Raw genomic sequence first — 5,645 nt, 5'->3', positions numbered from 1 at the left:
TTGCAGCGAAAGGCGATAGCTCTCGTCTAAAGTTCCGCGCCCACAGGCCGCTCAATGATCAATGTGCCCGAGATCGCGATCGCGCCAATTTTCCATCTTGGAGATTTGTAGTAATGAATGGAACGGTTCTTCCAGCGTGGTTGCATTCAATCGTATTTGCAGTGTTATCGGTCTACATGTTCATGCTTTGGGCTGGATTGAAGCGCGACTCCCTGAGTGAGGCGCAGAAGCGTTTGGTTGAACGCATTGAAGTACTTCGGTCGCCGGGCGCGGCCTTATCTGGGGGCTGCCTGTTTCTGGCTCTCGCAGTCGGCAATGCCGTTTGGGCTTATGGGTACCGGTGGTGACCGTTCCCAGCGATGCGACGCACATGTCTGGATCCTCGACTATGCCAATGCTCTCGCACCGCAAGTTCACATATGGCGGATCCACGATGAAACGGGGCCGAATACAGATAACATCGGCTCTAAGGTCAACTCCTACAAGCTGCCGTGGATACCGGGCGCACCACCCGCCAAGTGCTGGCCGTCCATAATGGATGGAAAGAAAGTTGAGGTTTGTCAATGAGTGCTTGGAACCTGCCTGCCAGAATGCTTGCAGTGCCACTGAGCACTGCAGTGGCCAGTTGCATGTTCTTTGTGATCCCTGTCATGTCCTCGAGCGGAACGTCTGTGCATGGTGCACTGCCTGTGTTGGGTATTTTCCTGATCATAGGTGCCATCATTGGCTTGATCGTGGGATGTCCACTTGTCTTGCTGGTCGACGGCATTTTCCCCAGATGGCGCCCCAGGTACATTGTTTTTGGCGCGGCCGGGGCTTTGGTGGGCTGGCTAGTCCTGGAGGGTGGGTTCGCGCGCGGCGCCTGGGAAGCAATATGGTCCAATCCGAGATTCTGGGTGGACTGGGCACCCAGGCGACTCATTCTCTTCTCGCTCATCGGCGTAATGAGCGGCCTTCTTTACACCGCGTTTGTCCGGTTCATTGATCGCGCAATCCCTCGTGACACCAGGTAGCTCGTAAAATGCGCCCTGCGCAGCCGCTGGCCACGTGGCTGCCCTCCCCGATCCAAAACGTGCGCAAGCCGGTGAGCATCGTGTTGCACTACGATTTCTGCCCGCTCGCCACGACTATCCATCCTTCCAGCCAGCCGAATGAAGAGCCTGATCAACATCGTTTACTACGTTGGCTGGATTGCGTGCGCGGCGCTGTTCCATGCGGTGGCCTACAACAGATACACGTCTGGAGCCCTTGGCCTGTTTGACGTCTACGACCTGAACCCGGAGCGTACGCTGCAGGTTGTTCAGGCAGGCGTGGTGGTGCTGTTGATCCAGACAATGGCGATCATCATCAGGATCACCGATTGGAGGAGGGCGCGAATCCTTGAGATTGCACTGGCCCTCCTTGCATGGCTGCCATTCCTCTACAACCTGTCGTTCGTTCGGGGTTGAGAAGGAAGAACGTTCAGGGCCACGGGGAACGCACGGCGTCGTTCATCACCCGCGCAGGCACGTGGACCCGCAATCTGCGCGGGTGGGATTTCGCGATCCAGGACTCGCATCCTCGTCGTGAGGCCAGGACCCGCGCAACCCGCTCTCGAATCAAGCACAATCGGGTGATGCGCCAAGTCCGCCACCCGCTCGTGCTGCTCGCCACCCTCCTGCTCGCCGCGTGCGCCAGCACCGACGTGCGCAGCCCGCTCGCCACGTGGGTGCCTTCGCCAAACCACAACGTGCGCAACCCGGTGATCATCGTGTTGCACCACACCGACCAGGACAACGTGCAGCAGAGTCTGCGCACGCTGCGTACCGCCAACAGCGGTGGCCGCGTCAGCGCGCACTATCTGGTGGGTGCGGATGGGCACATCTATCAGCTGGTCGCCGACAACCGCCGTGCCTGGCATGCCGGCGGCGGGCGCTGGGGCAGCATCAGCGATCTCAACTCGGCCTCGATCGGCATCGAGATCGACAACGACGGCAGCAGCCCGTTCGCGCCGGCCCAGATCGCCGCGCTGATCCGTCTGCTCAACGATGTCTGTACCCGCCTGGACATCCCGCGCCGCCAGATCATCGCCCATGCCGACCTGGCGCCCGCACGCAAGCAGGACCCCAGCCGCTACTTTCCGTGGCAGCAGCTGGCCGAGGCCGGCTTCGGCGTCTGGCCACGGGCCAGCGATGGCCCGGCGCCTCCCGGCTTCGACCCGTGGCTGGCGCTGCAGGCGTTCGGCTATCCGCTGGACGACCGCGCCGCCGCCGCCGGCGCCTTCCACCGCCGTTTCCGTGGCCGCGACGACCTGCCGCCCACGCTCGACGTCGAGGACGCCCGCATCCTGCATTCGCTGCTCCTGCAGCGGTAGAGCGGCCGGTTGGTCCGCTGTTTCAGCAACCCCCTACAATCAATCGCTGATACCGCCCAGAACGAGCATCCATGAAGGCCAAGCGCATCACCGCTGCAATCAGGCACCCTGCCTTGACCCTTCTAGGTCTGTCCCTGCTCACCGCCTGCAGCGTCAGCACTCCCAAGTCCGATGCGCCGCCGTCTGCAAGTCCCGCCACCTACGCAAAGGCGGACTGGAAAGCGCTCCCCGCGGTCAGCGACAGCGACCTGCAGGCCGGCTTCAGTGCCTGGCGCAGCGCCTGCCCGCGGCTGAAGAGTGACGCCACCTGGGCGCCCACCTGCGCGGCGGCTGCCAACATCGCCAACACCCCAACGGCCATCCGCCAGTTCCTGCAGGACCGCCTGGAGGTCTATTCGCTGCGTGCCGGCGGCCACCGCGCCGATGGCTTGATCACCGGGTACTACGAGCCGGTGTACAGCGGCAGCCTCACCCGCACTGCCAGGACGTCCGTACCGGTCTACGGCGTGCCGGCCGACATGGTCAGCGTGCAGCTCGATGATCTCTACCCCGAGCTCAAGGGCAAGCGTCTGCGCGGCCGCGTGGAAGGCCGCGTGCTTCGCCCCTACGACGACGCCGCGAAGATCTCCGCCAAGGGCGTCAACGCGCCCGTGCTGGCCTGGCTGTCCAACCCGATGGACCTGCAGTTCCTGCAGATCCAGGGCTCGGGCCGGATCCGCTTGGACGACGGCCGCCAGCTGCGCATCGCGTACGCCGACCAGAACGGCCATCCCTACCGCCCGATCGGCCGCTGGCTGGTGGCGCAGGGTGAGCTGAAGAAGGAAGACGTCACCATGGACGCGATCCGCGCCTGGGCAGACGCACATCCGCAGCGCGTGACCGAGCTACTGGCCAGTAACCCCAGCTATGTGTTTTTCACCAAGGGGCCGGAAGGCGACGAAGGTCCGCGCGGTTCGTTGAACGTGCCACTCACCGCCGGCTACAGCGTGGCGGTGGACCGCACCGTGGTGCCACTGGGCAGCCTGCTGTGGCTGTCCACCACGCGCCCGGACGGCAGCCCGGTGGTGCGCCCGGTGGCCGCGCAGGACACCGGCGGCGCCATTGCCGGCGAAGTACGGGCTGACCTGTACTGGGGCACGGGCGACGCCTCCGGCAAGCTGGCGGGGGACATGAAGCAGAAGGGCAACCTCTGGCTGCTGTGGCCGAAGGGTGCCGCCCTACCCACCATTACGGCCGCTGGCGGCTGAGGACCCACGCATGGCGATCTTCTACGTAGTGGTCGCGGTGATGGTGCTGGAGATCATCCTGGAGCTGACCTGGAATCCGCTTTACTTCGTCACCGGTATCCGCCTGTTCAACGAGCGCATACCCGCCAACGCCGCCATGCGCGAGAGGCTGGTGCTGAACTGCCTGGAACGCGATGTAGCCACCCAGAGGTGGCTGCCGCTGGTATTCCGCGCGCTTCCCGACGGCCGCATGGCCTTCCGCGAGAGCTTCGGCATGAACTTCACTGGGCGCTACTACCCGGTGATGCGTGGGCTGGTAGTGGTGGATGCCAAGCGCAACCAGGTCCGCGTGGAAGGCATCTGCAACTGGATGACGCTTGCCATCGGCGGGCTGTGCGTGGCGATGCCCTTGGTAGTCGCGGCCGCCTGGCCGATGCTGATGATGCTGGGGCTGTTCGTCGGCTGCTACCTCTTCCAGCGTCGGCGCTACCACGGCGTGGCTGACGCGCTGCGCGAACAGATGCGTGTGGAGCTGCCGGAAGCGATCATGGCGTTGAGGCGCCGCACCCAGTAGAACTACTGCGCCCAGCGCAGTGATTCTGCGCAGGTAGCCGCCGTGCGCCAGGGCTAGCATTCCAGCTTCAAGCCCCCTCGAGTCATATCCATGCACGAAGGACTGCTCAAAAGCTGGAACGCCGGCGCCACGCGCCAGGCCATCATCGCCTTCGTCGCACGGGTCACCCTGGAGGACGGCCCCGACTACGTGCCGCCGGCCGCACGGATCGCCGTGTTCGACAACGACGGCTGCCTGTGGTGCGAAAAGCCCATGCCGATCCAGGCCGGCTTCCTGTTGCGCCGCATTGCCGAACAGGCTGAAGCAGACCCGTCGCTACGCGACCGGCAACCCTGGAAAGCCGTTCATGAAAAGGACCAGGCGTGGCTGGGCGATGTCATCACCAAGCATTACGAGGGCGATGACACCACGCTCAAGGAAATGGCGGCCGGCCTGCTTTCGGCCTATGCCGAAGATGACGTGGAGTCGTTCGCCAGCAAGGCCGACCAGTTCCTGCGCAGCGAGGAGAACCCGGTGCTGAAACGCCCCTACCTGAAAACCGCCTACGCGCCCATGCGCGAGCTGCTGCAGTACCTGGAAGCCAATCAATTCACCAACTACATCGTGTCCGGTGGCGGACGCGATTTCATGCGGCCGATCACCCGCGAGCTGTACGGCGTTCCGCCCGAGCGCGTGGTCGGCACCACCGTCGCGCTGCAGTACCGTGAAGAAGACGGCATCGGCAAGCTGGTCCACACCTCGAAACTGGAAGTGTTCGACGACGGCCCCAACAAGGTGGTACGGATCTGGAGCCGGATTGGCGCGCGGCCGATCTTCGCTGCCGGCAATTCCAATGGCGACATCCAGATGCTGCAGTTCGCCACGCAGGGAAAGGGCGCCTCGCTGGCGTTGCTGGTTACCCACGATGATGACGAGCGGGACATTGCGTATACCTCGGGCGCCCAGAAGTCGGTGGCGCTGGCGAAGGAGCGCGGGTGGCCGCTGGTCAGCGTCCGGGAGGACTGGGCGAAGGTGTTCGTGGATTAGCGGCGGACCCGATATCATCCCCACCAGAACATCTGGAGATGATGACGAGTGAGAAAGTCCATGGAAGGCGTGATCCGCGCAGTAAGCCGCGTGGCGCTTTTTGTCGGCATGGCCGTGGTGGCCTGCAGCGCCCATGCGCTCAGCGATGAAGAAGCAACCCTGCTGAAGAGTATCCAGACAGCCGCAAAATCGGGCAACGCGAAAGCAGAGTACCAACTGGCCAATCTGTATCTCAGCGGTGCCGGTGTCCGCAAAGATGCGGCGAAGGCCGCCGCCTGGTATCGCAAGGCGGCTGACAAGGGCTACGGTCCTGCCCAATCCGAACTGGGTGCGCTCTACCTGCGTGGAATCGGCGTGCCCAAGGACGAGGCCCAGGCCATCGTCTGGGTGCGAAAGGCGGCGGAGCAGGGCGAAGTGATTGCGCAGTCCGTCCTGGGCATGCTGTATCTCAATGGTCGAGTGACTC

7 protein-coding genes are annotated in these 5,645 nt (G+C 63.7%); all 7 read left to right on the top strand.

Annotated features, from left to right (window positions below; genetic code table 11):
• Window positions 1-347, top strand: a 347-nt coding sequence (locus tag KVS69_RS17705) for a hypothetical protein (RefSeq protein WP_217539280.1), incomplete at its 5' end; no start/stop codon positions are given.
• An 804-nt stretch (window positions 348-1,151) separates the two neighbouring features.
• Window positions 1,152-1,448 (top strand): hypothetical protein, encoded by a 297-nt coding sequence (locus tag KVS69_RS17700; RefSeq protein WP_217539278.1) that lies wholly within the window; start codon window positions 1,152-1,154, stop codon window positions 1,446-1,448.
• A 167-nt stretch (window positions 1,449-1,615) separates the two neighbouring features.
• Window positions 1,616-2,353, top strand: a complete 738-nt coding sequence (locus tag KVS69_RS17695) for an N-acetylmuramoyl-L-alanine amidase (protein WP_217539276.1) — start codon at window positions 1,616-1,618, stop codon at window positions 2,351-2,353.
• A 71-nt stretch (window positions 2,354-2,424) separates the two neighbouring features.
• Window positions 2,425-3,600: an MltA domain-containing protein gene (locus KVS69_RS17690; RefSeq protein ID WP_217539273.1), complete on the top strand. Its 1,176-nt coding sequence runs from the start codon at window positions 2,425-2,427 to the stop codon at window positions 3,598-3,600.
• A 10-nt stretch (window positions 3,601-3,610) separates the two neighbouring features.
• Window positions 3,611-4,153: a hypothetical protein gene (locus KVS69_RS17685; protein WP_217539271.1), complete on the top strand. Its 543-nt coding sequence runs from the start codon at window positions 3,611-3,613 to the stop codon at window positions 4,151-4,153.
• 90 nt (window positions 4,154-4,243) lie between these two features.
• On the top strand, window positions 4,244-5,179 hold the full coding sequence (locus KVS69_RS17680) for an HAD family hydrolase (RefSeq protein ID WP_217539268.1): 936 nt from the start codon (window positions 4,244-4,246) through the stop codon (window positions 5,177-5,179).
• A 60-nt stretch (window positions 5,180-5,239) separates the two neighbouring features.
• Window positions 5,240-5,645, top strand: a 406-nt coding sequence (locus KVS69_RS17675; protein WP_217539265.1) for a tetratricopeptide repeat protein, incomplete at its 3' end; no start/stop codon positions are given.

This window comes from Stenotrophomonas sp. GbtcB23 (genome assembly GCF_019091045.1).
Classification (GTDB): Bacteria; Pseudomonadota; Gammaproteobacteria; order Xanthomonadales; family Xanthomonadaceae; genus Stenotrophomonas; species Stenotrophomonas rhizophila_A.
Note: the sequence above shows the minus strand (reverse complement) of the source record. Positions and strands in the feature narration are given on the sequence as shown.

Excerpts from the sequence above, each read along its gene's own strand:
- KVS69_RS17700 (WP_217539278.1), top strand. The coding sequence starts at position 1,152 with ATGAAGAGCCTGATCAACATCGTTTACTACGTTGGCTGGATTGCGTGC.
- KVS69_RS17695 (WP_217539276.1), top strand. The coding sequence starts at position 1,616 with ATGCGCCAAGTCCGCCACCCGCTCGTGCTGCTCGCCACCCTCCTGCTC.
- KVS69_RS17690 (WP_217539273.1), top strand. The coding sequence starts at position 2,425 with ATGAAGGCCAAGCGCATCACCGCTGCAATCAGGCACCCTGCCTTGACC.
- KVS69_RS17685 (WP_217539271.1), top strand. The coding sequence starts at position 3,611 with ATGGCGATCTTCTACGTAGTGGTCGCGGTGATGGTGCTGGAGATCATC.
- KVS69_RS17680 (WP_217539268.1), top strand. The coding sequence starts at position 4,244 with ATGCACGAAGGACTGCTCAAAAGCTGGAACGCCGGCGCCACGCGCCAG.